A 24,320-nucleotide genomic window follows, 5' to 3' on the forward strand; every position below is an offset into this window, starting at 1 on the left:
GTTCAAATCAGAAGCCGTGCTTGGCCGGGCGGGGTGGATTACGCAGGGGTCGCTGCAAGTACGTCCTTGTAAGCTCGGTCGCCGCATCCATGCGGCTCACGCCCCTGCGCAACCCACCCCGCCCGGCCACGGACAGTTTCCGTGCTCACCACGGAAGAGAGAAAGAAGAGCAGGAGCGGGTCGCGCGCTGCGCGCGCTCTTCTGTAGAGCCGAGCCATGCTCGGCTGCGCCGCCGCCTCTCTGGAGTGAAGCCCCTTCTGTTGAAGGGGCGCGCCGAAGGCGGGGGTAGAGGAAGAATGCGTGGGCAACTGCTGTAGCGCTGGCGCTACAGCAGTTGCCGCAGCATGGCCTTCAGTCGCCGGCCTTCCAGCTGGAAGTAATCGCGCTGTTCGCGCCATGCGGGGAAGCGTTGTTCCACTTCCTGCCAGAACGCGGGCGAGTGGTTGGCCTGGATCAGGTGGCAGAGCTCGTGCACCAGCACGTACTCGAACGCTTCCGAACGACCGAGCACCAGGGCCAGGTCCAATGCCATGCTGCCATCGGGGGCCAGTGAGCCCCATTGCGAGGACATCACCTTCAGGCGCAGGCGGCTGGGTGCGCGTGGGAGGGAAGGCAGGTACTTCGGCAGCCAGCGGCCGACATCGGCGCGGGTCTGTGCTTCGTAGAACTCGCGCAGCAGGCGCCGCAGGGTCGCATCGCCGCCACGGCTCGGCCATTGCACGCAGGCGCCGTGGTCGTCGATCTCCAGCCGTGCGTAGCGACCTTCCTGCCAACGCAGCGGCAACAGTTCGCCGCGCAGTGGCAGCACGCCGGCTTCGCCCGGCTGCAGGGGTGCCGGCAGTCCCTGGCCCTGGTACTGGCGCAGCTGCAGCGCCAGCCAGTCGCGGTGCTGTTCCAGGAAGCGCTCGCCCATCACCAGGCTTGCGCGCGGCGGCAGGGTCAACCGTGCGCCGCGCTCGTCCACGCTCAGCTTGATCCGGCGCGCACGCGGATCGCGCACGCGCAGGACCTCGATCTCGGCATCCTCCAGGCGCAGGCGAACGGTGTCGCGCTGTACGGTGGCGGGCGGGGTCGGGCTGATCAGGCGGCGCAGCAGACGGCTCATGCGACCAGCATAGCGCTGCTTCGGGCCGCCGGATGACCGGCGGCCGTCGGGCTGCCTGTTCAGTCAGCCTTGCTGAGCTTGAAGGCTTCTTCCAGCAACAGGAACAGGCGGCGGATCTCGGCGCTCTGCAGGGCGAAGCGGGCATCGAACTCGGCACGGCGACCGTCTTCGTCAGCATGCTCCAGCTGGTCCAGGGCGCCGTCGAGGAACTTCAGCTTGCGCACGATCAGGTCGTCGCCGATGACGAAGGACAGGTTGTCCTCGAAGATCAGCGCCAGCTTGGTCACCTGCTTGCCGGCGTCCAGGTGCTTGTCGATCTCGTCGCAGCGCAGTTCCTGGTGCTGGCACTTGACCACCGCGCCACCCTCGACCGGGTCCTTCATCTCGCACTCTTCGCCCAGAATCAGCCCGGTCGGCAGCGGCTCGCCAGCGATCCAGCCGGTCAGGATCGAACGCGGCGCGACTTCGGCGTTCAGCGGCATCGCCGGGAAGCTGCCGAGCAGGCCGCGGATGTCGGACATGAAGTACTCGCCCGTCTTGCGGCTGGAGGTATCGACCGCGACGTAGCCGTGCTGCATGTCGATGAAGGCGTCGTTGCGCGAGGACTTCACGAAGGCGCGCGGCAGCAGTTCATGCAGCAGGTCGTCCTTCATGCGCTTGCGCTCGCGGCCACCCGGACGGCGGCCTTCCTTCTCTTCGATCTCCTCCAGCTTGCGCTCGAGCAGGTCGTTGACCACCGCTGCCGGCAGGATCTTGTCCTCGCCGCCCACGGTCAGCCACAGGTGCTCGGCAATGCGGTGGGAGAGCAGTTCCTTCTCCTCGCGGCCGAACGGCGAAATGAAACCGCGCGAATTCATTTCCAGTGCGCCGACCGGCTTCAGCAGGGCGTGCGGCAGCAGGGTGTCGACTTCGGAAAAATCAGTGGTGGTCGGGAAACGGAAGAACGTCAGGTTGCGAAAGAACATGGAATTCCGGTGTCTGAAGTAGAAGGGCGCCCGACCTTAAACGGCAGGCGTCTCGGGGACTGCGTCGGCCAGCCAGGCATCGGCATGCGCCGCGTGCCCGCTACGGCCCAGGGCCTTGAAATCGAACAGCGTGGCATCGGCCAGTTGCACTGGCCGCACATCAGCCATGGCGCGTGCGATCTGTTCGATACGGCCCGGATGGTCCTGGTCCCACTGCTTGAGCATCAGGCCGACCTGCCGACGCTGCAGGTTCTCCTGGCTGCCACACAGGGTGCAGGGAATGATCGGAAAACGGCGGGCCTGCGCATACTCGGCGATATCGTGCTCGCGCACGTAGGCCAGCGGGCGGATCACCACGTGCTGGCCATCGTCGCTGAGCAGCTTCGGTGGCATGGCAGCCAGTTTGGCATGGTGGAACAGGTTCATGAACAACGTAGCCACCCTGTCGTCGCAATGATGGCCCAGCGCGATCCGGGTGAAGCCATGCGCCTTGGCGTGGTTGTACAGCGCGCCCCGGCGCAGGCGCGAGCACAGTGAACACATCGTGCGGCCTTCCGGGATGACCCGGCTGACCACCGAGTAGGTGTCCTGCTCGATGATCTGATACGGCACACCCAGCGCGGCCAGGTACTCCGGCAGGACATGTTCGGGGAAACCGGGCTGCTTCTGGTCCAGGTTCACCGCAACCAGTTCGAACGGCACCGGCGCCTTTTTCTGCAGCTGCAGCAGCAGGTCCAGCAGGGTGTAGCTGTCCTTGCCGCCGGACAGGCAGACCATGACCTTGTCGCCCGCTTCGATCATGCCGAAGTCGGCGATGGCCTGGCCGACCTGGCGGCGCAGGCGCTTGCCCAGCCTGTCCAGCCCCGGCCCGGCCACGCGTGGATCACGCGAAGCGCGCTGCGAAGGATCGGGCAGGGAAATCACGGCGGTCATCGGTCCATTCTAACGGCTTGCGGCAGCCCGGGCCCCGTGTCGGGATTTCCCTCTCCCGGCAGTCATCATCGCTGTGTATGCTCGGAGGCTGTGGACACCTACAGCCCCGCCGAGATCGTCGAACACCTCGCCGCCCTGCGCGCCGAGCACCGCCTGTTGGATGAACAGATCACCCGCATGGCCGCCAACGGTGAGGACGAGCTGGAGTCCAAGCGGCTGAAGCGGCGCAAGCTGCAGCTGAAGGACTGCATCACCAAGCTGGAAAGCCTGCAGATTCCAGACGAACCGGCGTAACCGGTGGCCCATCCACGCATGGCGTGGATCTACTGCCGGCGCGCCCCTTCCCGGTAGACCCACGCCACGCGTGGATGCCCCGTAAATCCACACCCCACGTGATGCCCGGTAGATCCACGCCATGCGTGGATGCCCCGTAAACCCACACCCGACGTGATGCCCGGTAGATCCACGCCATGCGTGGATGCCCCGTAAATCCACACCCCACGTGATGCCCAGTAGATCCACGCCATGCGTGGATGCCCCGTAAATCCACACCCCACGTGATGCCCGGTAGATCCACGCCACGCGTGGATGCCCCGTAAATCCACACCCGACGTGATGCCCGGTAGATCCACGCCATGCGTGGATGCCCCGTAAATCCACACCCCACGTGATGCCCAGTAGATCCACGCCATGCGTGGATGCCCCGTAAATCCACACCCACGTGATGCCCAGTAGATCCACGCCATGCGTGGATGACCGCCAAGGGTCAGCCCGGCAGCGGCAGATCCGCACGCCAGGCAGCGTCACCGTCCACGCGCAACGCGCAGCGGTGCAACGCCCCGTCACGCGTACAGCGCAGCAGCAGCGGATGGCCGTACCAGTCACCGGCAAGACCCTGGCGGGCAGCCGGTTCCTCACCGCTGACGCGCACTTCACCGGCCAGCCACAGGGTGTACTGCGCCGGCTGTCCGTCTGTCACCTCGACACAGAGGCGTACCGGCGCATCGGCCAGCCGCCCGGGCAGGTTGTCATCCACGCACGCCTCGGCGGCCTGCACCGTACCGATCGCCAGCGCCGCAATGGCGATCAGCACCCGCCAGGCAGGGGCCGTGCGCAGGATCAATCCTGCGGCGCCGGCTCGTCCGGGCGTGCCGCTTCCGGGCTGACCCGTTCGATGGTGTGGCGCAGTTCGCGGCCGAGGATGAACTTGGCATCCTTGGCCCAGGCATCCAGGCGTTCGTCGAACAGCAGCTTGCTGTTCTCGTCCGGCCAGACCAGGCGCAGCTCACGCAGCTTCTGGATGAAGCCACGGAACAGCGACTTGTCGAAGAACTCCGGCGCGGCAGGTGCGTAGAGCAGGCTGAGCCGCTGCGCGGCCTGCTGGCACAGGCTTTCCAGTTCGGCGGCGCCCAGCACGCCCGGGCCGTTCTTCACCAGCACCGAGATGGCGATGTAATAGCGCTCGAAGGCCTGCTGCAGCGAGTGGCCGATCGCACGCAGGCGGAACACCTCGTCGGTCTGCCCGGTGTTGCGGGCGAGGATGCCGCCGTCGTCTTCGTTGACGTTCTGCAGCAGCCCTTCGCGGACGAACACGTCGATGGTCTGGTCGATGCGCTGCGCGAACTCGTCCTCGGTCCAGGGCAGGAACAGTTCGGCCTGCAGGAACGGGTACACCGTGCGACCCAGCTGCACCAAGCCGGTACGGCTCATGCGGCGGTTGTTCTGGAAGCAGCAGGCCACCCACGACGATGCAGTGAACAGGTGCACCACGTTGTTGCGGAAGTAGCTGAGCAGCACCGCGGTATCGCCACTGACGCTCAGCACGTCGCCCAGCGGATGCTTGATGCGGGTGAGGACGTTGATTTCCTCGGCGTGGGCGATGATCCGCTCCGGCGAATGCGGAGTCACCGTCACCCGGCCCGAATACGGCATTTCCACCAGCAGGGTCTTGCACAGCTCGATCTGCGCGATCAGGTCGGCCTCGCCCATCGCGTGCTTGGGCGTGGACAGCAGCGCCAGCGCCAGCAGGTTGATCGGGTTGACGTCGGCGGCACCGTTGATGCGCACCTGGATGCGCTCGGCCAGGGTGTCGACGGTGGTCGACAACCACGACGGCTTCTCGTCCTCGGACACCGCTTCGCCGCCCCACTCCGGGGCCTTCTCGGCCAGCACGTCGTTCAACGCGATCGGCTCGCCGAAGTTCACCACTACCTGGCCGTAGTTCTGCTTGAGCACCTTGGGGATGCCCCACAGCAGCGACCAGATCGATTCCTTTTCCTTCGGCCGCCCGGACAGTTCATCCAGGTAGCTGCCGCCTTCCATCAGCTTCTCGTAACCGATGTAGATGGGCTGGAACAGCACCGGCTTGCGCGGCTGGCGCAGGAACGCGCGCAGCGTCATCGAGATCATGCCGCCCTTGGGCTGCAGCAGGCGCCCGGTACGCGAGCGGCCACCCTCAACGAAGTACTCCAGCGAGTAGCCTCCGGCCACCAGCTGCGCGACGTACTCACTGAGCACCGCCGAATACAGTGCGTTGCCACGGATCGAACGGCGGATGAAGAACGCGCCGCCCTTGCGCAGCAGCGTGCCGACCACCGGCAGGTTCAGGTTGATGCCGGCCACGATGTGCGGCGGCACGATGCCACGGTCGTACAGCAGGTAGGACAGCAGCAGGTAGTCCATGTGGCTGCGGTGGCTGGGCACGTAGACCACTTCGTGGCCCGGCGCAGCGGCCTTGAACTTGTCCAGGTGGTGCACCAGCACGCCAGCGTAGATGCGGTTCCACACATGGCTGAGCATGAAGCTGGCCGAGCGCACCACCGGGCTGGAATAGTCCGCGGCGATTTCCCAGGCGTAGGCGTGCGCCTTCTTCCAGGCGTCGGCCGGCTTCGAGTTGTCCCGCTTGGCCTGTGCGGCGATCGCTTCGCGCACCGGCTCGGCCGCCAGCACCTGGTCCACCAGCAGGCGCCGGGTCGACAGGTCGGGGCCGATCACCGATTCACGGATGCGGCGGAAGTGGGTACGCAGCACGCGCTGCAGCTTGCGTACCGTGCGCTCCGGCTCCAGGCCTTCGTCCACGGTGCTGCGCAGCGAGATCGGCGGGGCGAAGCGGACGATGGTGCTGCGGCCGTTCAGCAGTACCGCCAGCAGGCGGCGGAAGCGGCCGACCAGCGCCCAGTTTTCCGAGAACAGCACGGCGAACCAGCCGCTCTGCTTGTCCGGCGCGCGGCCGACGAAGATCGACACCGGCACCAGATGCACGTCCAGGTCGTCGCGTACGCGATGCGCCTGCAGGACCTTGGCCAGCGAATCGGAATGGGTCTTGGCGCCGCGCTGCTCGGGGATCAGCGAGTTGCTGGAGCTGCGCCGCGACAGCGCCAGGTAGGCACGCTTGCGGCCGGTGGGGTCACCGGCCAGCGGCACCAGCGGCGACGGCAGGCCAGCCTGGCGGCAGGCCTTGTCCAGGATCAGCGCGTTGGACAGGCCGTAGTCTTCCAGCACGTACATGACCGGGCGGCCATCGTTGTGCTGGCCCGGGTCTTCCGGCTCGATCTTGAGCGACAGCCACGGCTCGACCAGGCGGCCCAGCAACCGTGCCCACAGCGGGCGGCGGCCGGCCGGACGCGCGTGCGCGGGCGGCGGCACCGGGTTCGGGCCGGTACCGGTCGAGGGGGACGCCGGCACCGTATCGGCGGGCGTCGACTGGGATTCTTCGCCGGGGAACGGCAGCGGGTTCTGTTTCGACATCGGCGCCATTATGGCTTAGGCGGCGGCGTTGCCGCTTCCCCACCCTCGGCAGGGGCTTCAACCGGCGCCGGGGCCGCCGCTGCACGGGCCGCGTCGGCCTTGCGCAGCAGGGCATCGGTATCGGCCAGGGTGCGGGTCAGGTACCAGTGGCCTTCGCGCCGGCTCAGCGGCAACTGCAGGCTCATCTCGCGGCCGGCGAGGTCGTAACGCAGGCGCACCAGCGCATTGTCGCCCTCAACCGACAGCAGTTCGCCGCGCACGCTGCGCAGTGCGTCGTCCACGCCCAGCCCGTAGCTGCCCAGCACCGCCTTGAGGGTGTGGATGAACGGTGCCAGCTGCTGCAGGCTGCCCTCCATGCCCGCGGCCTGCAGGCCGGCCTCGTCGTCGAAGCCGACCTTGGCGGCGGCACCAACCAGCGCGGCGATGGTGCTGCGGGCGCGGGCGCGGTCGCTGATCGGTGCTCCCTGCGCCCACTCGGCGAGGGTCTGGACCAGGGAGACGTAATGGGCCTGCTGGCCCGGCGTGAAGCCCTTCTGGTGACGCAGATACTGCACACCGAAGTTGCCCATCGACTGCGCCGCCTGGCGTACGGCGCTGGCCTGCCCGGCCAGCTGGCGGTCGAAGCTGCGTTGCAGTTCGGCGCTGGCATTGGGCTTGCGCAGTGCGGCCAGCATCGGCAGCAACTGGTCACCCAGCGGCAGTTCGGTCAGCGGCCACTGGCTGTGCCCCTCGGTCCAGGCCTGCTGCAGGCGCTGGTACTGGCTCGGCGGTACCGACAGCTTTGCGTAGCCGACCAGATCGTCTTCAGCCAGGCGCAGGGCCATTGCCTGCACCGCTGCCACCGGTTCGGCGGCCGGCTTGGCCGGATCGTCGGCCGATTCGCGGCACGCCGCCACGGCCAGCAGCAGCATGGCTGCCAGCCCCCATCCCCGCGCAGACCTTCCTCGCACCGCCACGCTCATGCACTCGGACTCCCCGGACCGGTCCGCATCTTGCGGCCTGCGACGTGACAGCGGCAAGCCGTGAGGTCACGGTTCCGTCAGCAGAGGGGTCTGATCCCGCTGCCAGCGGCAGGGGGCTCTGGCTCCGCGCGAAAAAAAAAGAGCCCGGATCACGAGGATCACAGACTCTTCAAGCCGGCGCGAGGCCGGTGGACAGTTGTGGCACATGTCCGGTCCGAAGACCGGATGGCGGCGATCCTACGCTGCCGCCCAAGTTAAGGCAACACTTCACGTAATGTCATATAAATCATTGATTTTGTTTGATTACATGTCGCCGCGCAGCGGCCCCATGAAATCTACGGCAGGTTTTACGGCGATTCGGGCACAACGGCTCCACGGGCCGATGCAAAAACGCCATCCCGCGCGGGTCGGGATGGCGTTCGAAGTTGCAGCCTTCGCGGCTGAATCTCAGCGCGCAACCAGCGCCGACGCGATTTCCTGCTGGATGGCCCGCGCCGCGGCCTGCGGATCGGTGGCCAGGCGGATCGGGCGGCCGACCACGATGGCATCGGCGCCATCGGCGAAGGCCTGGGCCACGCCCACGGTACGCTTCTGGTCATCGCCGACCGGGCCACCGGGGCGGATGCCCGGGCAGACGATCGAGAAACCGGCGCCGGTAGCGGCACGGATCGGGCCGGCTTCCTGGCCCGAGGCGATCACGCCATCGATGCCGGCGGCCTTCGCGGCCAGCGCGCGCTCGACCACCACGTCCACCGGCTCGCGGTCGATGCCCATCTGCGCCAGGTCCGAACGGCCCATCGACGTCAGCACGGTCACCGCCAGCAGGCGCATGTCGCTGCTGTTGGCAGCGGCGCAGGCCTCCATCATCGCCGGGTGCCAGCCATGGATGGTGGCGTAGCTGACCGGCCACTGCGACAGCCGCTTGATCACCGCCGCAGCGGTGGCCGGGATGTCGAAGAACTTCAGGTCGACGAACACGCGCTTGTCGCGGCGGGCCAGCTCGTCCAGCACCTGGAAGTACTCGCCGGAGGCGAGCAGTTCCATGCCGATCTTGTAGAACGCCACGCCGTCGCCGAGGCGATCGACCCACTCCAGTGCCTGCACGCGGTCAGGCACGTCCAGCGCGAAGATCAGGCGCTCGTCATCGCGCAGCAGCAGCGGTGCGCGGCTCACGGTGCGTAGTCCAGGGCGGCGCGCTTGGCGTCATGGCGGGCCTGGCGCGACTGGCTGTAATCGTTGTTGAACTGCGCCGGCTCGAAGCCGCCGTAGGTCGGGTTCGGCAGCATCCACCAGCGCTCGCCGAACCAGTCGTGATACTGCTGCAGCAGCGCGTCGCGGCCGTCGTTGGTGTTGGCGGTCACTTCGACGAAATCGCCCAGCTGGTCGCCGAACTGCATCAGTACGCGGTACTTCTGCCCGGCCAGGCGGCGGCGGCAGTTCTTCTCGCTGCCGGCCTGCTCGCAGCCTTCAACCACGGTGCCCAGGCCCAGGAACACGCTGTCATCGGCCACCGGCAGGCCCTGCTCGCGCAGGTTGGCCAGGGTCGCGTCCTTCAGGTGCACGGCGCGGTTGGAGATGTACAGCAGGGTCACGCCCTTGGCGTTGGCGGCCTTGGCGAAATCAACCACGCCCGGGATCGCCTTGGCCTTCTTTTCGGCCACCCACTGGTCCCAGGTCAGTTCGTCGTATTCCTTGCCGTCGCGGACCAGGCGCGCCTGGTAGGGCGAGTTGTCCAGCACGGTCTCATCCACGTCCAGCACCACGGCCGGCTTCAGGCCCTTGGCGTCGTTGCCGCGCTCTTCCGGTACCAGCGCGTCCCAATGGGCTTCCTTCAGCGCAACGTCGAGATGATCGGCGGCGGCACGGTAGGTCTGCTCGGTGATCGCCCTGTACTCCTGCGCACGTTGCATCCACAGCACTGCGTTGAGGTTGTCGTTGGCGGTTGCATCGGGCGTGCCTTCAGCCTTGGCAGCGGCGGCCGGAGCCTCCGGCGCAGCGGCTTCGGCGGCAGGCGCATCCACGCGCTTGCAGGCGGACAGGCCCAGCACCGCGGTGGCGAGCAGGGTCAGGGACAGGGAAACGGGACGACGCATGGATTCACCGGCAATCAGATATACCGGCCCATTTTACCGGCAAAGGCGGCCCCCGGACGGCTATGCTTGGTGGTTGACCCGTTGTCCCTGCGAAGGCCGCCATGACCGATTCCGCCCAGACCCCCGACGTTCCCCTGCTCGACGCCGTGCAGGCCCGCCTGCTGGGCTGCCTGGTGGAGAAGGAAGCGACCACCCCGGACACCTACCCGCTGACGGTCAATGCCGCGCAGTCGGCGGCCAACCAGAAGACCGCCCGCGAGCCGATGATGAACGTCGATGCCGGCAGCGTGCAGCACGCGCTGCGCCAGCTGGAGACGCTGGGGCTGGCGCGCCAGCACTTCTCCTCGCGTGCCGACCGCTACGAGCACCGCCTGCAGAGCGCGCTGGACCTGACCCGGCAGCAGACCGTGCTGCTGGCCCTGCTACTGCTGCGCGGGCCGCAGACCCTGGGCGAACTGGTCACCCGTGCCGAGCGCCTGCACCGCTTCGCCGACACCGATGAAGCCCGCCACGCCATCGAACGCCTGCAGCAGCGCGCACTGCTGGTGGTATTGCCGCGCGCCAGCGGCCAGCGCGAAGACCGCTACATGCACCTGCTGTGCGGTGAAGTGGACGGTGCGGCCCTGGCGGCGAAGTTCGCCAGCAGCGGCGGTGGCAGCGATGCGGCCGACCCGGGCCTGGCCGAGCGCGTGGCCCAGCTGGAAGCGGCGGTGGCCGAACTGCAGGCACAGCTGGCCGAACTGCGCGGTTGAGGGGGTGGGTGCCGACCGTTGGTCGGCACCCACCACAATCAAACCTCGGCCGCGCCCAGCGTGGCGTACAGGCGGCTCGGCGTGTCAATGCCCGGCAACTGGATCACCCCGCGTTCCTGCATGCCCAGGCCCAGCAGGATCTTGCCGGATACCACGTTGTCCAGATCGGTGATGCCATACAGATCCTGCTGGCCCAGCACTGTGCGCGCGTGATTGAACACCGCGCGTGCCGCCTCACCGGCATAGCCCTGCCCTGCGTGTTCGGTCAGCACCGCATAGCCGATATCCGGGGCCGGCAGGCCATCGCGGCGCACCAACCCGGCGTTGCCCAGCCACGCCCCATCGGACAAGCGCTCGATGGCATACATGCCGAAACCATTCAACGCATAGCTGTGCAGCACCCGCAGCGCGATGTATTCCCGCGCCTGCTCCTCGCTGCGCACATTGCGGTCACCGATGAAACGCACGAATCCCGGATCATTCAACAGCGCCAGCATCGGCACCGCATCGCGGTTCGGTTCAATGGCCCGCAGACGCAGGCGTTCACTTTCAATCGGATGCATGGGCAGGCCTCTGGAGACAGCGTCTGATTGTAGGGCCGTGTGCTGGGGTCAGAGCCCTTCCCTTTGGGAAGGAATCCGACCCCGGTCAATCGAACAGGGCCTCGATCGCCGCCAACCCCGCGCTCGCCCGCTCTTTCTTGCGCGCTGCATCTGCCACTGGATCTGCACCATCGCGCTGGATCTCCTCGGCCGGAATCTCCTCGAAGAACCGGCTCGGCTTCAGCCGCACGTGCTCACCGAACTTGCGCGTCAGTTTGCTGTAACTCATCCACAGCTGGATCTTGGCGCGGGTGATGCCCACGTACAGCAGGCGCCGTTCTTCCTGCAGGTTGCCCTCATCCAGGCTGATCTGGTGCGGCAGCACGCCGTCCTCGCAGCCAACGATGAACACGTACGGGAACTCCAGACCCTTGCAGGCGTGCATGGTCATCATCCGCACCTGGTTGCCGCCCTCGTCCTTGTCGCTGCGCGACAGCAGCGCCAGCTGCCCGGCCAGATCGGCGGCGGTGGCACCACGCGGGCCACCTTCGAACCACTGCGCCAGTTCTTCGATGTTGTTGGCGCGTCGCTGGTAGCTGGCTTCTTCCTTGGCCTGCTGGCGCAGTTCGCTCAGCAACCCCGATTCCTTGGCCACCTTGCGGATCATGTCGCCAGAGGTGATCTGCCGCGTCTGCGCGCGCAGGTCACGCAGGATGTCAGTGAAGCGCGCCAGGCTGTTGGCCGCGCGCGGCGGCAGCTGCTGCAGCGCACCGATGGCTTCGGCCGCCTGTGCCATCGGCATGTCCTTCTCCGAAGCCAGCTCGGCCAGCTTGGCCAGCGTGCCAGCACCGACATCGCGCTTTGGCGACTGCACCGCACGCATGAACGCGGTGTCGTCGTCCGGGTTCACCAGCAACCGCAGCCAGGCCAGCGTGTCCTTCACTTCCTGGCGTTCCAGGAACATGGTGCCGCCGGTCAGGTGGTAGGGAATGCGCAGCAGCTGCATCGCCTTTTCCAGCGGTCGCGACTGGAAGTTGCCGCGGAACAGGATGCAGAAATCGCTCCACGGCACCTTGCGCGACTGCGCCACGAAGGCGATCTCGGCAGCGACTTTTTCCGCCTCGTGTTCACTGTTGCGGCATTCCCATACGCGGATGCGCTCGCCGTCGGCCTGGTCGCTCCACAGCTTCTTCAGGTGCTCATGCGGGTTGTTGGCGATCAGCGCGTTGGCTGCGCGCAGCACGCGGTTGGAGCAGCGGTAGTTCTGCTCCAGCTTGATGATTTCCAGCGCCGGGTAATCGCGACCCATCTGTTGCAGGTTTTCCGGATTGGCGCCACGCCAGGCGTAGATCGACTGGTCGTCGTCGCCCACGCAGGTGAAGTTGCCCTTGTCGCCGGCCAGCTGCTTGAGCAGGCGGTACTGCGCGTCGTTGGTGTCCTGGCATTCGTCCACCAGCAGGTAGCCGATGCGCTCGCGCCAGGCCAGCGCGATCTCCGCATTTTCTTCCAGGATCTGCACCGGCAGACGGATCAGGTCATCGAAGTCGACCGCGTTGAACGCGGTCAGGCGCAGCTGGTAGCGCTCGTAGACGCTGGCCGCTTCCTTCTCGCGGTTGCTGCGCGCAGCGGCCATCGCCTGCTCGGGCGACAGGCCGGCGTTCTTCGCGCGCGACACCAGGTTCTTCATGTCCTCGATGTCGTCGGGCTTGGCCCCGTACATCAGGTCCTTGATCTGCGCGGCAGCATCGTCGGCATCGAAGATCGAGAATCCACGCTTCAGGCCCACGGCCGCGTGCTCGATCTGCAGGAACTTCAGGCCCAGCGCATGGAAGGTGCAGATCGTCACCTCGTCGGCGTCCTGCTCGCGCAGGCGCTTGGCCACACGCTCGCGCATTTCCTTGGCCGACTTGTTGGTGAAGGTGATCGCCGCGATGCGCCGGGCCGGATAGCGGCCGCAGCTGATCAGGTGGGCGATTTTTTCCACGATCACGCGCGTCTTGCCACTGCCAGCGCCGGCGAGCACCAGCAACGGGCCTTCGATGTGCAGGACGGCGGCGGCTTGGGGGGGATTGAGACCGTGCATTGGATGGGGATTGTAGCGGGGCGACGACGGGCGGACCTGACTTGCGCCGCAGCGCGCCGTAAGGTATTGAATCAGCTTCGGAACACAGGAGCGTGGTCCATGTCATCGAGTCTCATCGTCCGGCCGTTCATGGCCGCCCTGCTGGGCGTGCTGGCGGTGCCTTCCATCGGTTCGGCGCAGGCCCCGCGCACCGACGCCTATGAAGCGATCGTGTTGCAGTCGCACGAATTCCTGACCTACCACCCGGACCTGCGCTTCCGTGGGCTCGGCATGGACGCCCGTGAACGCGGCCGCGACGAAGAAGCCCGTACCCAGTTCCGCAATGCCGCGCGCTATGGCGACAAGCTCTCGCAGGCCGCGCTGGCTGACATGTTCTGGAATGGGCAGGGCGGTCCGGCCGACCGCGCCCTGGGCTATGCCTGGATGGACCTGGCGGCCGAGCGTGGCACCGAATGGCTGGTGGTACAGCGCGAGCGCTTCTGGGAGGCATTGTCACCCGAGGAGCGCGAACGGGCCGTGCGCGAGGGCCGCACGCTGTACACCGAGTTCGGCGACCCGGCAGCCAGCCCGCGGCTGGAGCGCGAACTGCGGGCCGGCAGCATGCAGCAGACCGGCAGCCGCGCTGGCTGGAGTGGTGCCATGCGCAGCCAGGGCCGCGGCGATGCCGGGGCGCGTGTGCTGCAGCCGGAGAAGCATCAACTGGCGCGCTATTGGGATCCCGTAGCCTACCGGCAGTGGCAGGACGAGGAGCTGGCCCGGTCCGGACGATGACCCGCATCCCACGTGCGGTCGGCGCCGTCGTGCTGCTGCTGGCGCCCTTCTGCGCCACGGCCAGCCCCTGCGCTCCCAACCCCACAGCATCGATCCCGTCGGCCCTGCTGACCGAAGGGTTCCTGCAGGCCCACCCGGACCTGTACTGGCGCGACCTGGGCCAACTGTCGTGGCGGCGCGGCAAGCCGGCGCAGGCCTTGGTGCGCTTCCAGCGCGCGAGCCTGTACGCCGACAAGTTCTCGCAATCGATGGTCGCGCGCATGTACCAGGAGGGTGTCGGCACCGGGACCGACCCGGTACTGGCCTACATCTGGATGGACCTGGCCTCCGAACGCGGCTACCGCGACCTGCTGGTGGAGCGCGAGCGGTACTGGCAGCGGTTGGATTCTGCGCAGCGCCAGCGGGTGCTGGCCGAAGGCCCGGCGTTGTACGCACAGTATGGCGACAGCGTGGCCAAGCCCCGCATGGAGACCGTTCTGCGGGTCGCCCGCAACAGCATGACCGGCAGCCGTACTGGTTTCGTCAATCCGGGTCTGCGCATGGAGCTGGGCGAGGGCCCGGAGGCCAACCGGTTGATCACCGGTGATGACTACTACCGTGATGCCTTCTGGGAACCGGCCGCCTACTGGTGCCTGCAGGACCAGATCTGGCAGAACGCCCCACCGACACCCAGCGTCGAGATCGGCACCCTGCGACAGATCCGCGACGACGCGCCGGGTGGCGACTAGAATTGGCCGATGGCCAAGCTCTATTTCTACTATTCGGCGATGAACGCCGGCAAGACCACTACCCTGCTGCAGAGCGCGCACAACTACCGCGAGCGCGGCATGCGGGTGGCGATCCTGACCCCGCGCCTGGATGATCGTGCCGGTGCCGGCGTGGTTGCCTCGCGCATCGGCCTGCGTGCGGACGGCATGGCCTTCGACCGCGATACCGACCTGCAGCGCTGGGTGGAGCAGGACCTGGCGACGAACGGTCCGATGGGTTGCGTGCTGGTGGACGAGGCGCAGTTCCTCACCCGCGCCCAGGTCTGGCAGCTCAGCGAAGTCGTGGATCAGCTGCGCATTCCGGTGCTCTGCTACGGCCTGCGTACCGACTTCCGCGGCGAGCTGTTCGAAGGCAGCCAGTACCTGCTGGCCTGGGCCGACGAGATGCAGGAGATCAAGACCATCTGCCACAGCGGCAAGAAGGCGACGATGACCGTGCGCGTGGACGAGCACGGGCATGCCGTACAGGACGGCCCGCAGGTGGAGATCGGTGGCAACGACCGCTACGTGTCGGTCAGCCGTGCCGAGTTCAAGAAGATCACCCGCGGTGAAGGGCGGATCGATCCGGCGCAGGCGCCCCTGCCGCTGTAAGGGGTGTTCGGCAGGGCTTGCAGCCCTGCACCTGCCGAAGCTTCAAGCCAAAGCAACAGCAACAACGTGCATTCCGTAAATTGGCGGGGCGGTGTCGGACTGCAGGGACGCTGCAAGTACGTCCCTGTAAGCTTGGCAGCCGCATCCATGCGGCTGACACCCCGCACTCCGACACCGCCCCACCTTCGACAGATCCCCGGCAGCCAGTAGATCCACGCCATGCGTGGATGAAATCTGTCAGATATCGAATGAAATTCCGGCGTGAGCGCCATGGATGGCGCGACCGAGGCTACATGGACGTATTTACGCCGTCCCCCGCAACCGGATCCACCCCGCCGTCCCACAGGAAACCAGCATCTGCTGTTGAGTTTGCCGGCCAGCGGCCGGCACTACCGCAGGTGCAGGGCTGCAAGCCCTGCAAACCCGCACCCCTCTTAGTACAGCGTGCGCTCCGGCGCGCCGGCCGGTGGCGGGGTGTACTGGTACAGCCAGGTCTCGGTGAGGGTCTTGCCACCACTGCGCAGGAACAGGCGGATGTCGATCTGCTCGGTGCTGCCTTCCGGCGGCACCAGGTCGAACATCGCGCGGTAACCGTTGATCTCGCGCAGCGGGCGCGCCGACACGATCTCGACCCGGCCACGGCTGGCTTCCACCACCGCCTCGACCTCGCCCTTGTCGATCAGCCTGGCCAGTTCGCCGCCTTCGAAGTCCACCGCAAAGCGCCAGCTGAAGTACTCACGCTTCTTGCCCACCACGCCACCCAGGCCGGTGCGGCTGGCAACGCAGTGCGCCAGCGGCGGGCGGGCCGGCGGCTCGGCACCCCAGTACAAGCGATAGCCGACCAGCAGTTCCTGACCCGGCTGCGGCTTTTCCTTCGGGTTCCAGAACGCCACGATGTTGTCGAAGGTCTCGTCCACGGTGGGAATCTCCACCAGCTGCACCGAACCTTCGCCCCATTCGCCCTTCGGCTCCACCCACAGACAGGGGCGCTTCTCGTAGAACACGCCGTCATCCTGGTAATGGTCGAAGTTGCGGTCGCGCTGCAGCAGGCCGAAGCCGCGCGGGTTGCGGTCCACGAACATGTTGAAGCGCAGGTTGCGCGGGTTCAGCAGCGGTCGCCAGATCCACTCGCCGGCACCGGTCCACAGCGACAGGCCATCGGTATCGTGGATCTCCGGGCGCCAGTCCCATGCCATGCGGCGGTCGTTCTCGCCCACCTGGTACATGCTGGTGCACGGTGCGATGCCCAGCCGCTCGATCGCCTTGCGCGGGTACAGCGCACTGTCGATATCCATCAGCAGCACGTCGCCATTGGTGATCGCGAAGCGGTAGGCGCCGGCCACGCTGGGCGAATCCAGCAGGCCGTAGACCACGATCGTTTCCGAATCGGCCGACGGCTGTTCCAGGTAATAGGCGATGAAGTCCGGGAATTCCTCCGGCTTGCCCATGCCGGTGTCGATCGCCAGGCCACGCGCGGACTGGCCGTACTGGCCTTCCTTGCCCACCGCGCGGAAATAGCTGGCGCCGAGGAAGGCGGCGAAGTCGCGGTCGGTGTCCTTGCGGGTGTTCAGGCGGAAACCGGCGAAGCCGAGGTCGGCCGGCAGCTCGCCGTCCTTGATGCCGCTCTTGCCGTAGTTGAACGCCGCGCCGTCATAGGCCAGTTCCTGCGCCTTGCCGTCAACCACGTCGAACATGCGTACCGGCGAGTGGAAATACAGGCCCAGATGGAAGAACTTGGCCTGGAACCTGCCCGGCTGGTCAGCCCACAGCGCGTGGTCCTGGCGGTAGCCGATCGACTGGTACTGGTCCCAGTCCAGGCCTTCCAGGCGGCCCGGCAGCACCCGCTTGTGGCTCTTGTAGGGCGCCTGTGCCAGCGCGCGCGCCTGGCCCTTCAGGGTGGCGAAGTCGAACGGCTGCGGCTGGCCGAGGCGGCGCAGGCCCATCTGGCCGCTCTTGCTGGCCGCGCACGCGGGCAGGGACGGCAGGCCGAATGCAGCCAGGGCGAGGGAGGCATTGCGGATGAAGTCGCGTCGTTGCATGCAGGCGCGTCAGGCACAGAGGGAAGGTCGGCCATCATAGGCAGACAAACGTTAACGGGCAGCGGAGACGCGCCCTGCCCGTTCAGCTGCCGCTGGCTGCCTGCCTCAGCGCTGGCAGTGGCTGCACCAGACGCTGGCACGCTGGCCGATGGTGGCGTGCTTCAGCGCACGGCCACAGTTCGGGCAGGGCAGCCCGTCACGGCCATAGACCAGCAGTTCCTGCTCGAAGTAGCCGGGGGCGCCGTCGGGGCTGATGAAATCGCGCAGGGTGGTGCCGCCGCGGGTGATGGCGTAGCCGAGGATCTCCTTCACCGCGTCGGCCAACCGCTGGTAGCGCCCGCGCGAGATCTTGCCCGCCTCCCGCAAGGGGCTGATGCCGGCCTTGAACAGGCTCTCGGCGGCGTAGATGTTGCCCACCCCCACCACCACTGCCTGGTCCATCAGGAAGGTCTTCACCGGCGCGCTGCGGCCACGGCTGCGGGCGAACAGGTAATCACCGTCAAAGGCATCGTCCAGCGGCTCCGGGCCCAACCCCTGCAGCAGCGGGTGGATCTCGCCGGCCGGCTGCCAGAGCAGGCTGCCGAAACGGCGCGGGTCGTTGAAGCGCAGCAGGCGGCCGTTGTCCAGGCTGATGTCGACGTGGTCGTGGGCACGCACGGGGGTATCACCGGGCAGCACGCGCAGGCTGCCGGACATGCCCAGGTGCAGCACCGCGCTGCCGATGGCGGTATCCAGCAGCAGGTACTTGGCGCGGCGGCGGATGTCCTCGATGCGCTGCCCCGGCAGCAGCTCGGCCACTTCCGGTGGAATCGGCCAGCGCAGGTCGGCGCGGCGCAGGATCACGCCATGCACGCGGCGGCCCTGCAGATGCGGCGCCAGGCCACGGCGGGTGGTTTCGACTTCGGGCAGTTCAGGCATGGGCCGATTCTACGCCCGCGCCACATGTGAGCCGTCACCGGCCGGTCTCCCGTCCGCGCCCTGCGCTCGCCGGGCATGGCCCGGCGCTACCGGTGATCGCGAACCGGCCGATTCAACGCGGTGGCGCCGCCAGTTCGCGGGCATCCAGGACCCCATCACCGTTGGCATCCTGCTTGTGGAAGCGCTGCACGATCACCTGCCGCTGCTGCTCGCGGCTGATCGCCCTGCCCTTGCCGCCGGGCAGCTCGTCGGCGCTCAGCACACCATCGCCATTGCGGTCCATGCGGTCGAAGGCATACAGCATCCACTGCACGTACTCGGATTCACTGACCCGGCCGTCGCCATCGCTGTCCATGCGCTGCAGGTAGCTGGCCGTGTCGGTGACCTGGGCCAATGCAGCAGCGGGCAGAAGCAGCGCCAGCAGGACGCAACGCCCTGCCCTCACGCGCCCACCAGGCTGTAGCCCTTCAGGCGCGCGGCATACGCCTGCAGCGCGGCGATACCGCTTTCCTCGGCTTCGCGGCACCAGGCCTGCAGCTGGTGCAGGCGTTCGGCGGCATCGTGGCCGCGGGCCTCGAGCAGCGCCGCCAGCCGCGCGCGGTACTCGACCAGGGTGCGGATGCGCGGCCGTTGTTCCACCCATGCGCTCAGCTGGGCGCGGCTATCGGGCTTCAACCAGCGACCGTCGTTGACCAGGCCACGGCGCAGCCGACGCGGCAGCAGGCGGCGCAGCTTGGCCCCGGCGTGCGCGGCTTCCTCGCGCAGGGCCGGCATGAATACGTTGCGCTGGTAGTCGGTCATGGCCTGGAAGCGGTGCGAGAGCAACGCCCTCAGGGTTTCGGCATCGGGCACGACGATGTTCGGCCGCACGTCCATGGCCGGCGCCACCCGCAGCACCTTGGCCAGGCGCAGCGCCTGCAGCAGGCGGATCGCGCTCCAGCCGACGTCAAACTCCCAGCGCCGCATCGCAAAGCGCGCCGAGCTGGGGAAGGCATGGTGGTTGTTGTGCAGCTCTTCGCCACCGATCCAGAACGCCCATGGGGTGAGGTTGGTGGAGGTATCGGCCGACTCGTAGTTGCGGTAGCCCCACCAGTGGCCCAGGCCGTTGACCACGCCAGCCGCCCAGAAGGGAATCCAGGCCATCTGGATCGCCCACAGGGCCACGCCGGGCAGGCCAAACAACACGGTATTGATCGCGAACAGCAGCACCGGGCCGAACGTGGCATGCGGGGTATACAGGCGGCGCTCGATCGCATCATCGGGCGTACCACGCCCGTACTGCTCGATGTCCGCGCGCATGCCACGCGCTTCGCGGTACAGCTCCACGCCATGCCAGAACACCTTGCCGATGCCGCGGGTGACCGGGCTGTGCGGGTCGTCCTCGGTCTCCACCTTGGCGTGATGCTTGCGGTGGATCGCCACCCATTCGCGGGTGATCATCGAGGTGGTCAGCCACAGCCAGAAGCGGAACACGTGGGCCAGCGCCGGGTGGAAATCGACCCCGCGATGGGCCTGGCTGCGGTGCAGGTACAGGGTCACCGAGAAGATGGTGATCTGGGTGAAGACCAGCAGTACGACCAGCATGGCCCACCAGCCCAGGCCGAGCACACCACCGGTCAACAGGGACATCAGGGTATCTGGCATGACGGCTCTCCGGATCGACGCGGGGATGGCAGACATCATGGGCGCTTGCGTTGCAAACTGCATCCCTGCGGCGGTGCCTCGCATCGCCATCCGTGGCACCGTTCACAGTTGGGGACCTGAGTTGTCGAGCCTTGATCCACGTGCCAGCGCCATGACCACCGCCCCGCCCGTCGCGGAGCTGCCCCCCTTGATCGAACTGGACCGCGCCACCGTGGTGCGCGGCCAGGTAAAGGTGCTGCACGGGCTCAGCCTGCGCATCGCGCAGGGCCAGCACACCGCCGTGCTCGGCCCCAACGGCTGCGGCAAATCGACCTTCATCAAGCTGATCACCCGCGAGCTGTATCCGCTGGCGCAGGGCGACGGCTCGGTGGCGGTAAGGGTGCTGGGCCAGAACCGCTGGCAGGTGGATCGGCTGCGCTCGCAGCTGGGCATCGTCACCGGCGACCTCAGCAGCAACCTGGCCGACATGCCGGGGCTGACCGTGGAGCAGGCGGTGCTGTCCGGCTTCTTTGCCAGCTACGTGGTGCCGGCCTTCCGCGAAGTGACCACCGACATGCGCGCGCGCGTCGGCGAGACGCTGGCGATGACCGGCGCCCTGTCACTGCGCGAACGCGCCTATGCCGAGCTGTCGGCCGGCGAGACCCGCCGCGTGCTGATCGCGCGCGCGCTGGTCAATCGGCCACAGGCACTGCTGCTGGACGAGCCCTCCACCGGCCTTGACCTGGTCGCCCGCGAGCAGCTGGTGGCGACCATGCGAGTACTGGCCCAGCAGGGCATCACCCTGGTGCTGGTGACCCACCACATCGAAGAGATCATTCCCGAGATCGAGCGCGTGGTGCTGCTGCGCGACGGCCGCGTACTGGCCGATGGCACCCGCGCCGAGCTGCTGCGCAACGAACCGCTGTCGGCCGTGTTCGGCGGCGCGATCACGGTGGTGGAGCAGGAAGGCCGGCTGACCGCATACGCGGGATAGACAGACGCATCGCTTTCCGTAGCCGTCTGTGGAGTCGAGCCATGCTCGACTGCCGTTCGCCGCGAGCAGAAGCAGCCGAGCATGGCTCGGCTCTACAAGGAGCATTGCAGCGGGCCGGAACCCGGCCCGCTGCACGCAACCTCAGAACCGCAACGCCAGCGCGCGTGATTCGATCGGTGCCATCCGGCTCTGGTCCTGCAGCTGCAGGTCACGCAGCTCGTACGGTGCGCCGAAGCCCGCCGGCAATGCAGCCTGGTCGAACGGCAGCACCAGCTGGCCTGCGCCGGGACCATCGAACCACGCCGCCGCATGCGCCTGTGCGACCGGCTTCAGCTGGCCGTCGCGACCGGTGGCGTACAGCGTGCCACGCGCCTCGTAGCGGCCCACCGCTGCTACCTGCAGCGGCAGCGCCACTTGGCGGCTGGCCGGGTCCGGTGCCGCCTGGCCACTGAAACGGGCGGTCGGCCGTGCCACCGCGAAGGCGACCTTGCCATCGCGCAGCACATCATCGGCCTGTGCGAACACCTGCAGTTCCCATAGGCCCTGCACAGTGCCGACATCGGCCGGGATCCGTACCTGCGCGCGCAGGCTGCCATCGGTGGTGCGCAGCAGGCGCTGCGGCCAGCTGCGGCCATCCGGTGCGACCAGCAGGGCTTCGCCGCCCAGGCCACCACGACGCGATGCCAGCTGCGCGGTGGTGGCGCCGTCTTCCAGCAGGCGCGCCTGCAGCTGCACGTTGCCGCCGGCCAGCACCTGCGCCTGGTTGGCCTGCACCTCCAGCCGCAACGGGCTGTTGGGCTCCAGTACCTGCACCACATAGCGGCCCTGTGCCTGCGCGCTCTGCAGCGTGTATGCACCAACTGCACTGGTAGCGCCGGTACGCAGCATGCTGCTGCCATCACTCACCGGCATGCCGGCGTCCTGCAGCGCGCGGGCATCGACACTGCGCGCGACGCTGCTGCGACCGGCCGGGTCGCGCACCTGCAGGGCCCTGGCCGGCAGTGCACGCGCGCCCTCGGCCGGGCTCAGCTGGATCACCGCATCAGGTGCCGTCAGTGGCAGGTCCAGGCCGCGTTGCAGCTGCGTGCCTTCGACCTGCTGCCAGTAGCTGCGGCTGACTGCGGCATACGGCGTGGCCGCCTGCAGCGGTTGTGCCGGGTCCAGCGCCCAGGCAAAGGCCAGCGGCGCGTGTTCGCTTTCATCGGATGGCAGCGGCGCGGCAACGAGCGCGGTGGGCACCTGATCCCCCGCGCGGGCAGCCTGCAACGGCTGCGCGGCCTGCGCAGTGGACAGGGACAGCACCGCCAGCACGGCGCTGGCCAGCAGGGTGGAATGGATCGTCATGGTCATCTCCCTCACTGGGTCAGGTCGTTGCGCAGGATCGTGCCGAGGCCGAAGCACTCACGGCGGCTCTGGTTGTGGCTGAGCGGTTCTGCGCCCTGGGTACGCGCCTTGTCGGTGAACCAGGTGGTGCCGGCCGCCTTCTGGCTGCTGCACTCCAGGAAGCCGTCGGAGCAGGACGACAGCCAGTTCTGGGTGAACTCCAGGCCCACGTTGGCGGCATAGCCACCGCAGTAGCTGTTGCTGTCCCACACCGCCGATTCCACGTCACTGCCGACCACCGCGCGGAACGGTTTGGGCAAGGCCGGGCGACCGGCGGTGCCGTACAGGTTCTGCGCGTTGTAGGTGGCCATGCTCGCCACCTGCTGCTGGCGCACCGCGTCGTTCTTGTAGCCCAGCAGCCAGCCCAGCGAGGTTTCGAAGGTGTTGCCGTTGAGCACCGCGTCGGCCAACGGTGTACCGGCCGAGGACGGTGCCAGCGCGTTGACCTTGCGCACCGTGCGGATGATCTTCGGGTAGCGGCTGTCGTAGGTCGGGTTGGACAGGATCCAGCGCACCACGTTGCCGCCGTTGGAGTGGGTGATCACCACCAGCTGGGTGATGCCACGGCTGTCGATGAAGCCGGTGAGCTGGTTGGCCAGGCAGCCGGCGGCTTCCGGCTTCCACATGTACTGGGTGAAATCGCAGTTGATGACGACGTAGTTGCTGCTGTTCGGCAACCCTTGGCGCACGGTGTCGATGATCGCCGGCTGCCAATAGTCCTGGGTGGCGTTGGTCTGCGCGCCGGTGCCATGCACGAAGGCCACGCCAACCACGTCGGCGGCCTGTGTCGGCGCGGTTGCCAGCCCGAGGAGCAGGGCCAGGACGGTACTTCCTGTTGCGGTGCTGCGCATCGCTTCTCTCCCTCTGTCAGCGGATCCCCCCGACCCGGCTGGAACTGGACGGCGCCTCGCACTTGCCGTTGTGCCGATGCTCGCGGGGCAGTGGCGTGAAAGTCCGTGCGCTGCGCCCATATTCAGGAGACTGACGTCAAACGATGACGCTTTTCATATCGCGACAATGACCATGCCGGGTCTGGCCGTATGACCGATGGCCACTGCGGTGTCGTATTCGGGCTGCGATCATGGCGCGTTGTTTTCTCTTCCGGAGCCTGTCCATGTCGCTGATTTCCCACCCTGCCCGCCCGCTGCTCGGCCTTGCCGTCGTCGCGGCCCTGGCCGGTTGTGCCGCCATCGCCGCCAAGCCGACCGCCGTCGAAGCCAACATCACCACCAAGGCGGTGGGCTATCTGGACAAGAGCGCGGTACCGGCCAGCCTCGACCTGGTGCCGGCACCTCCGGTGGCCGGTTCGGCCGCCCTCGCGCTGGACGAACAGGTCAGCCGTGAAGCCCGCGCGCTGCGTGGCAGCCCGCGCTTCGCCCAGGCCGGCGTCGATGCGGAACTCGGCTTCCCCGAAGGCGCCAACCACTTTTCCTGTGCAGCCGACATCGACGTCGATGCGGTGAAGACCCCGGCGCTGTACCGACTGCTGGAGCGCAGCCGGATCGACGCCAGTGCCGCCACCAAGGCCGCCAAGAACAACTACCAGCGCCCGCGCCCGTTCATGGTCAACGGTGAACCGACCTGCTCGCCGAAGGACGAAGACGGCCTGCGCAAGAACGGCTCCTACCCGTCCGGCCACACTTCGATCGGCTGGGCCTGGGCCCTGATCCTGTCGGAGATCGCACCGGATCGCGCCGATGCCATCCAGGCCCGCGGCCGCAACTACGGCGAGAGCCGCCTGGTGTGCAACGTGCACTGGCAGAGCGACATCCTCGAAGGCCGCTTCATGGGTGCCGCCGCCGTGGCCCGCCTGCACGACAACGCTGCATTCAACAAGGACCTGCTGGCCGCTCGCAAGGAGATCGCTGCCGCGCGCAAGACCGGCCTGCACTCCAGCCGCGATTGCACCACCGAGAACGCGGTGCTGAAGGTGCGCCCGCAGAGCGCCCTGTAAGCCATCGCCGCTGCGCTCGCCGGGCATGGCCCGGCGGGCACGGAACGCAGAAGGGCCGGCATTGCGCCGGCCCTTCTTCTTTGCATTACCGCAGCAAC

The 24,320-nt window shown here is 67.5% G+C and carries 23 protein-coding genes; 7 read left to right on the plus strand and 16 right to left on the minus strand.

Going from position 1 to position 24,320, the window contains the following annotated elements; translation table 11 throughout:
* Nucleotides 1-325: 325 nt before the first annotated feature.
* Genes ABR323_RS09400 through ttcA form a run of 3 tightly spaced genes read right to left on the minus strand, consistent with a single transcriptional unit; the run spans nt 326 to nt 3,003 of the window.
* The gene (locus ABR323_RS09400) at nt 326-1,105 is read right to left on the minus strand and encodes a M48 family metallopeptidase (protein WP_439449090.1); all 780 of its coding nucleotides are present in this window, start codon (nt 1,103-1,105) and stop codon (nt 326-328) included.
* A 59-nt stretch (nt 1,106-1,164) separates the two neighbouring features.
* Nucleotides 1,165-2,070, minus strand: coding sequence for a recombination-associated protein RdgC (locus ABR323_RS09405; protein WP_135271834.1), 906 nt, complete (start codon nt 2,068-2,070; stop codon nt 1,165-1,167).
* Nucleotides 2,071-2,106: 36 nt separating this feature from the next.
* Nucleotides 2,107-3,003 carry a tRNA 2-thiocytidine(32) synthetase TtcA gene (ttcA, locus tag ABR323_RS09410; RefSeq protein ID WP_439449091.1) on the minus strand — a complete coding sequence of 299 codons (897 nt, stop codon included), beginning with the start codon at nt 3,001-3,003 and terminating at the stop codon, nt 2,107-2,109.
* A 90-nt stretch (nt 3,004-3,093) separates the two neighbouring features.
* Here ttcA and ABR323_RS09415 point away from each other — a divergent pair, with 90 nt between their 5' ends.
* Nucleotides 3,094-3,297, plus strand: coding sequence for a YdcH family protein (locus ABR323_RS09415; protein ID WP_135271832.1), 204 nt, complete (start codon nt 3,094-3,096; stop codon nt 3,295-3,297).
* A gap of 472 nt (nt 3,298-3,769) precedes the next feature.
* Here the strand turns inward: ABR323_RS09415 and ABR323_RS09420 are convergent, their stop codons facing one another.
* The 5 genes from ABR323_RS09420 to ABR323_RS09440 all read right to left on the minus strand — a co-directional run bounded on the left by ABR323_RS09420 (nt 3,770) and on the right by ABR323_RS09440 (nt 9,805).
* The gene (locus ABR323_RS09420) at nt 3,770-4,126 is read right to left on the minus strand and encodes a hypothetical protein (RefSeq protein ID WP_439449092.1); all 357 of its coding nucleotides are present in this window, start codon (nt 4,124-4,126) and stop codon (nt 3,770-3,772) included.
* Complete coding sequence (gene plsB / locus ABR323_RS09425) at nt 4,123-6,759, minus strand: glycerol-3-phosphate 1-O-acyltransferase PlsB (protein ID WP_439449093.1); 2,637 nt, start codon at nt 6,757-6,759, stop codon at nt 4,123-4,125. Before plsB ends, ABR323_RS09420 begins: the two co-directional genes overlap by 4 nt.
* Nucleotides 6,759-7,712, minus strand: coding sequence for a hypothetical protein (locus ABR323_RS09430; RefSeq protein WP_439449094.1), 954 nt, complete (start codon nt 7,710-7,712; stop codon nt 6,759-6,761). Before ABR323_RS09430 ends, plsB begins: the two co-directional genes overlap by 1 nt.
* 447 nt (nt 7,713-8,159) lie before the next feature.
* Nucleotides 8,160-8,885 carry an orotidine-5'-phosphate decarboxylase gene (gene pyrF, locus ABR323_RS09435; protein ID WP_439449095.1) on the minus strand — a complete coding sequence of 242 codons (726 nt, stop codon included), beginning with the start codon at nt 8,883-8,885 and terminating at the stop codon, nt 8,160-8,162.
* Nucleotides 8,882-9,805 (minus strand): 5'-nucleotidase, lipoprotein e(P4) family, encoded by a 924-nt coding sequence (locus tag ABR323_RS09440; protein ID WP_439449096.1) that lies wholly within the window; start codon nt 9,803-9,805, stop codon nt 8,882-8,884. The genes pyrF and ABR323_RS09440 overlap by 4 nt, the downstream gene beginning before the upstream one ends.
* Nucleotides 9,806-9,906: 101 nt before the next feature.
* On the opposite strand from ABR323_RS09440, the gene ABR323_RS09445 reads away from it, so the two are divergent.
* Nucleotides 9,907-10,557 carry a YceH family protein gene (locus tag ABR323_RS09445; RefSeq protein ID WP_439449097.1) on the plus strand — a complete coding sequence of 217 codons (651 nt, stop codon included), beginning with the start codon at nt 9,907-9,909 and terminating at the stop codon, nt 10,555-10,557.
* Nucleotides 10,558-10,595: 38 nt separating this feature from the next.
* On the opposite strand, the gene ABR323_RS09450 is transcribed toward ABR323_RS09445, so the two are convergent.
* Complete coding sequence (locus tag ABR323_RS09450) at nt 10,596-11,120, minus strand: GNAT family N-acetyltransferase (RefSeq protein WP_439449098.1); 525 nt, start codon at nt 11,118-11,120, stop codon at nt 10,596-10,598.
* 85 nt (nt 11,121-11,205) lie between these two features.
* The gene (locus tag ABR323_RS09455) at nt 11,206-13,182 is read right to left on the minus strand and encodes a UvrD-helicase domain-containing protein (protein ID WP_135271824.1); all 1,977 of its coding nucleotides are present in this window, start codon (nt 13,180-13,182) and stop codon (nt 11,206-11,208) included.
* 99 nt (nt 13,183-13,281) lie between these two features.
* Here ABR323_RS09455 and ABR323_RS09460 point away from each other — a divergent pair, with 99 nt between their 5' ends.
* Genes ABR323_RS09460 through ABR323_RS09470 form a run of 3 tightly spaced genes read left to right on the plus strand, consistent with a single transcriptional unit; the run spans nt 13,282 to nt 15,311 of the window.
* On the plus strand, nt 13,282-13,953 hold the full coding sequence (locus ABR323_RS09460) for an SEL1-like repeat protein (RefSeq protein WP_135271823.1): 672 nt from the start codon (nt 13,282-13,284) through the stop codon (nt 13,951-13,953).
* On the plus strand, nt 13,950-14,681 hold the full coding sequence (locus ABR323_RS09465) for a sel1 repeat family protein (protein ID WP_135271822.1): 732 nt from the start codon (nt 13,950-13,952) through the stop codon (nt 14,679-14,681). The genes ABR323_RS09460 and ABR323_RS09465 overlap by 4 nt, the downstream gene beginning before the upstream one ends.
* A gap of 9 nt (nt 14,682-14,690) precedes the next feature.
* Nucleotides 14,691-15,311 carry a thymidine kinase gene (locus ABR323_RS09470; protein WP_024958734.1) on the plus strand — a complete coding sequence of 207 codons (621 nt, stop codon included), beginning with the start codon at nt 14,691-14,693 and terminating at the stop codon, nt 15,309-15,311.
* Between the two features lie 434 nt (nt 15,312-15,745).
* On the opposite strand, the gene ABR323_RS09475 is transcribed toward ABR323_RS09470, so the two are convergent.
* The 4 genes from ABR323_RS09475 to ABR323_RS09490 all read right to left on the minus strand — a co-directional run bounded on the left by ABR323_RS09475 (nt 15,746) and on the right by ABR323_RS09490 (nt 19,912).
* A complete protein-coding gene (locus tag ABR323_RS09475) occupies nt 15,746-17,350 on the minus strand; it encodes a glucan biosynthesis protein (protein WP_439449099.1) in 1,605 nt (534 codons plus the stop codon).
* Between the two features lie 105 nt (nt 17,351-17,455).
* Complete coding sequence (gene mutM / locus ABR323_RS09480) at nt 17,456-18,268, minus strand: bifunctional DNA-formamidopyrimidine glycosylase/DNA-(apurinic or apyrimidinic site) lyase (protein ID WP_135271819.1); 813 nt, start codon at nt 18,266-18,268, stop codon at nt 17,456-17,458.
* 112 nt (nt 18,269-18,380) lie between these two features.
* On the minus strand, nt 18,381-18,713 hold the full coding sequence (locus tag ABR323_RS09485) for an EF-hand domain-containing protein (RefSeq protein WP_439449100.1): 333 nt from the start codon (nt 18,711-18,713) through the stop codon (nt 18,381-18,383).
* Nucleotides 18,710-19,912, minus strand: coding sequence for a DesA family fatty acid desaturase (locus tag ABR323_RS09490; RefSeq protein WP_439449101.1), 1,203 nt, complete (start codon nt 19,910-19,912; stop codon nt 18,710-18,712). The genes ABR323_RS09485 and ABR323_RS09490 overlap by 4 nt, the downstream gene beginning before the upstream one ends.
* Before the next feature lie 151 nt (nt 19,913-20,063).
* Here ABR323_RS09490 and ABR323_RS09495 point away from each other — a divergent pair, with 151 nt between their 5' ends.
* Complete coding sequence (locus ABR323_RS09495; RefSeq protein WP_439449102.1) at nt 20,064-20,885, plus strand: ABC transporter ATP-binding protein; 822 nt, start codon at nt 20,064-20,066, stop codon at nt 20,883-20,885.
* A gap of 141 nt (nt 20,886-21,026) precedes the next feature.
* Here the strand turns inward: ABR323_RS09495 and ABR323_RS09500 are convergent, their stop codons facing one another.
* Nucleotides 21,027-22,229, minus strand: coding sequence for a DUF4785 domain-containing protein (locus ABR323_RS09500; RefSeq protein ID WP_439449103.1), 1,203 nt, complete (start codon nt 22,227-22,229; stop codon nt 21,027-21,029).
* An 11-nt stretch (nt 22,230-22,240) separates the two neighbouring features.
* Nucleotides 22,241-23,119 (minus strand): hypothetical protein, encoded by an 879-nt coding sequence (locus ABR323_RS09505; RefSeq protein ID WP_439449104.1) that lies wholly within the window; start codon nt 23,117-23,119, stop codon nt 22,241-22,243.
* Nucleotides 23,120-23,382: 263 nt separating this feature from the next.
* Here ABR323_RS09505 and ABR323_RS09510 point away from each other — a divergent pair, with 263 nt between their 5' ends.
* The gene (locus ABR323_RS09510) at nt 23,383-24,222 is read left to right on the plus strand and encodes an acid phosphatase (RefSeq protein ID WP_439449105.1); all 840 of its coding nucleotides are present in this window, start codon (nt 23,383-23,385) and stop codon (nt 24,220-24,222) included.
* Nucleotides 24,223-24,320: the final 98 nt, after the last annotated feature.

The organism is Stenotrophomonas sp. ATs4 (assembly GCF_051861585.1).
Lineage (GTDB): Bacteria > Pseudomonadota > Gammaproteobacteria > Xanthomonadales > Xanthomonadaceae > Stenotrophomonas > Stenotrophomonas maltophilia_AS.

What these genes read in the sequence shown, in the direction of transcription:
- ABR323_RS09470 (WP_024958734.1), top strand. Translation starts at nt 14,691, where the DNA reads ATGGCCAAGCTCTATTTCTACTATTCGGCGATGAACGCCGGCAAGACC.
- ABR323_RS09450 (WP_439449098.1), bottom strand. Translation starts at nt 11,120, where the DNA reads ATGCATCCGATTGAAAGTGAACGCCTGCGTCTGCGGGCCATTGAACCG.
- ABR323_RS09405 (WP_135271834.1), bottom strand. Translation starts at nt 2,070, where the DNA reads ATGTTCTTTCGCAACCTGACGTTCTTCCGTTTCCCGACCACCACTGAT.
- plsB (WP_439449093.1), bottom strand. Translation starts at nt 6,759, where the DNA reads ATGGCGCCGATGTCGAAACAGAACCCGCTGCCGTTCCCCGGCGAAGAA.
- ABR323_RS09475 (WP_439449099.1), bottom strand. Translation starts at nt 17,350, where the DNA reads ATGCAACGACGCGACTTCATCCGCAATGCCTCCCTCGCCCTGGCTGCA.
- ABR323_RS09500 (WP_439449103.1), bottom strand. Translation starts at nt 22,229, where the DNA reads ATGACGATCCATTCCACCCTGCTGGCCAGCGCCGTGCTGGCGGTGCTG.
- ABR323_RS09490 (WP_439449101.1), bottom strand. Translation starts at nt 19,912, where the DNA reads ATGCCAGATACCCTGATGTCCCTGTTGACCGGTGGTGTGCTCGGCCTG.
- ABR323_RS09455 (WP_135271824.1), bottom strand. Translation starts at nt 13,182, where the DNA reads ATGCACGGTCTCAATCCCCCCCAAGCCGCCGCCGTCCTGCACATCGAA.
- ABR323_RS09505 (WP_439449104.1), bottom strand. Translation starts at nt 23,119, where the DNA reads ATGCGCAGCACCGCAACAGGAAGTACCGTCCTGGCCCTGCTCCTCGGG.
- ABR323_RS09445 (WP_439449097.1), top strand. Translation starts at nt 9,907, where the DNA reads ATGACCGATTCCGCCCAGACCCCCGACGTTCCCCTGCTCGACGCCGTG.
- ABR323_RS09460 (WP_135271823.1), top strand. Translation starts at nt 13,282, where the DNA reads ATGTCATCGAGTCTCATCGTCCGGCCGTTCATGGCCGCCCTGCTGGGC.
- ttcA (WP_439449091.1), bottom strand. Translation starts at nt 3,003, where the DNA reads ATGACCGCCGTGATTTCCCTGCCCGATCCTTCGCAGCGCGCTTCGCGT.
- ABR323_RS09430 (WP_439449094.1), bottom strand. Translation starts at nt 7,712, where the DNA reads ATGAGCGTGGCGGTGCGAGGAAGGTCTGCGCGGGGATGGGGGCTGGCA.
- ABR323_RS09465 (WP_135271822.1), top strand. Translation starts at nt 13,950, where the DNA reads ATGACCCGCATCCCACGTGCGGTCGGCGCCGTCGTGCTGCTGCTGGCG.
- ABR323_RS09510 (WP_439449105.1), top strand. Translation starts at nt 23,383, where the DNA reads ATGTCGCTGATTTCCCACCCTGCCCGCCCGCTGCTCGGCCTTGCCGTC.
- ABR323_RS09400 (WP_439449090.1), bottom strand. Translation starts at nt 1,105, where the DNA reads ATGAGCCGTCTGCTGCGCCGCCTGATCAGCCCGACCCCGCCCGCCACC.
- ABR323_RS09495 (WP_439449102.1), top strand. Translation starts at nt 20,064, where the DNA reads ATGACCACCGCCCCGCCCGTCGCGGAGCTGCCCCCCTTGATCGAACTG.
- mutM (WP_135271819.1), bottom strand. Translation starts at nt 18,268, where the DNA reads ATGCCTGAACTGCCCGAAGTCGAAACCACCCGCCGTGGCCTGGCGCCG.
- ABR323_RS09440 (WP_439449096.1), bottom strand. Translation starts at nt 9,805, where the DNA reads ATGCGTCGTCCCGTTTCCCTGTCCCTGACCCTGCTCGCCACCGCGGTG.